This window comes from Phyllobacterium sp. P5_D12, assembly GCF_054049495.1.
On the sequence record NZ_JBFUMG010000580.1, the window covers coordinates 1 to 2,714 of the forward strand.

The 2,714-nt window shown below is 56.0% G+C and carries 1 protein-coding gene; it reads left to right on the forward strand.

From position 1 onward, the window contains the following. Positions 1-2,535: DNA polymerase III subunit alpha (dnaE, locus tag ACXJ5O_RS23780; RefSeq protein ID WP_457302058.1), on the forward strand; the 2,535-nt coding region annotated here is incomplete at its 5' end. Between the last annotated feature and the right edge of the window lie 179 nt (positions 2,536-2,714).

Sequence of the window (2,714 nt, forward strand, 5' to 3'; positions counted from 1 at the left end):
CTGGCGCGCCAGGCGAGGGAGGGCCTTGCGCAGCGGATCCAGGCCTTGGGGCTAGCCGGTGGCCATTCAGCCGAGCAATATTCGGAACGTCTGGAATACGAGATTTCTATTATCAGCCGGATGAAGTATCCGGGTTACTTTCTCATCGTTGCCGACTTTATCAAATGGGCCAAAGCTCACGATATCCCGGTCGGTCCCGGACGTGGATCAGGCGCGGGTTCACTTGTTGCCTATGCCCTGACGATCACGGACGTTGATCCGCTTCGGTTCTCCCTGCTCTTCGAGCGCTTTCTTAATCCGGACCGCGTCTCGATGCCAGACTTTGATATCGACTTCTGCCAGGAGCGGCGCGATGAGGTTATTCGTTATGTTCAGGGTAAATATGGCCGTGATCAGGTAGCTCAAATCATAACCTTCGGTACGCTCCAGGCTCGCGCCGTATTGCGCGACGTCGGACGTGTATTGGAAATGCCGTATGGTCAGGTTGATCGCTTGACCAAGATGGTGCCCGCAAATCCGGCAAATCCTGTGACGCTATCCAAGGCAATCGAAGACGAGCCACGATTGCGGGAGGAACGTGACAAGGAGCCAGTGGTCGAGCGATTGCTCGACATATCCTTAAAGCTGGAGGGGCTTTATCGCCACGCGTCGACTCACGCGGCGGGTATCGTGATCGGGGATCGGCCTTTGTCGGAACTTGTGCCGATGTATCGCGATCCGCGTTCGGACATGCCGGTTACACAGTTCAACATGAAAATGGTCGAAGAGGCTGGGCTGGTCAAATTCGATTTTCTTGGTCTGAAAACGCTCACCGTTCTGCAGACCGCCGTCAACCTCCTAAAGCGGCGCGATATCACGGTAGATCTTTCGAATCTGCCCTTCGACGACAAGCCCACTTACGAAATGTTGTCCCGCGGCGAGACTGTYGGGGTGTTCCAGGTGGAAAGTACCGGCATGCGCAAGGCGCTGATCGGCATGCGGCCCGACCGGATTGAGGATATCATCGCGCTCGTCGCGCTCTATCGGCCGGGCCCGATGGAGAACATTCCGACCTACAATGCGCGCAAGAACGGTGATGAAGAGATGGCATCGATCCATCCGAAGATCGATCATCTCGTCAAGGAGACCCAAGGCGTCATCATCTATCAGGAACAGGTGATGCAGATCGCGCAGGAAATGTCGGGCTATACGCTCGGTGAAGCCGATCTTCTTCGGCGTGCCATGGGTAAGAAGATCCGTGCCGAAATGGACATGCAGCGGGTCCGATTTGTCGACGGTGCTGTCGAGCGTGGCGTGACCAAGCCGCAAGCCAACTTCATCTTCGACCTGCTCGCCAAGTTCGCGGATTACGGTTTCAACAAATCCCATGCCGCCGCCTATGCGATCGTGTCGTTCCAGACGGCCTACATGAAGGCCCACTATCCAGTGGAATTCCTTGCCGCATCAATGACATACGACATGTCCAACACGGACAAGCTCAACGATTTCCGCCGGGAGGCGGTACGGCTTGGCATCGAAGTCGTCACGCCATCGGTCAACACGTCTTACCGTTTGTTCGAGGTTGGCGAGAACCGCATCTTCTATTCTCTGGCGGCCATCAAGGGCGTTGGGGAAGCGGCTGTCGATCATATTGTCGAGAAACGCGGTGCGACGCCCTATGCCAGCCTCGAGGATTTCTGCGAGCGGATCGACCCGCGTGTCGTCAACCGCCGCGTCTTCGAAAGCCTTATAAATGCTGGTGCTTTCGATTGTTTCGGGCGTGAACGGCCTGCGTTGATTGCCGGGCTCGACAGGATTATCGGCCATGCACAACGTACACAGGAAGACAGCGTTAGCGGTCAGGCGGATATATTCGGGGGAATGGCCGCAAGTGCCCAAACCATCCAGCTTCCCGCGGCTGCACCTTGGCTTTCGGCCGAGAAGTTGCGACGGGAATTCGAGGCGGCGGGTTTCTATCTCTCGGCGCATCCGCTCGACGAATATCGGGCAGTGCTTGAAAAGATGCGCGTCCAGACCTGGTCGGAGTTTTCGGCGGCGGTCAAACGCGGCGCCAATGCGGGGCGTCTTGCCGGGACAATTACGGCCAAGCAGGAGCGCAAGACCAAGACTGGCAACAAAATGGGAATTATCCAATTCTCTGATTCCTCAGGACAATTCGAGGCGGTACTCTTTTCTGAAGCCCTCTCTCAGTACCGCGATCTGCTTGAACCCGGTCGTTCCGTGGTAATCACTGTTGGTGCCGAGGATCGTCCGGAAGGCATCAGCTTGCGCATCCAGACGGCCCAATCGCTCGAAGATGAGGCGACCCGCATGCAGAAGGCCCTGCGCCTTTATATGCGTTCAAGCGAACCATTGAACGCCATTACGCCCTATCTGGTACCGCAAAACGACGGCCAAGTGGTGAGCCTGATCCTGATCAAGGAAAATGGCGCAACCGAAGTGGAGATCGAACTGCCGAACCGCTATCGTGTCGGTCCGCAGGTCGCCAGTGCGATGAAAGCCATACCGGGAATTGTGGAAGTCGAGATGGCTTGAGGGGTACAGTTCAACCAGTCACAACTGAATTGCAATTCCCAATGGAAATTCTTGTTCCAGATTTGACTATTCTTGTTCCAGATTCGGAGAGTCTTGCGCCAAGTTCACCGGTTTTCGTTTGAATCCGTATCATCCGGCAGAGCTTCGACTCGAGATTTGACCCTGCCGAACGTGTATCC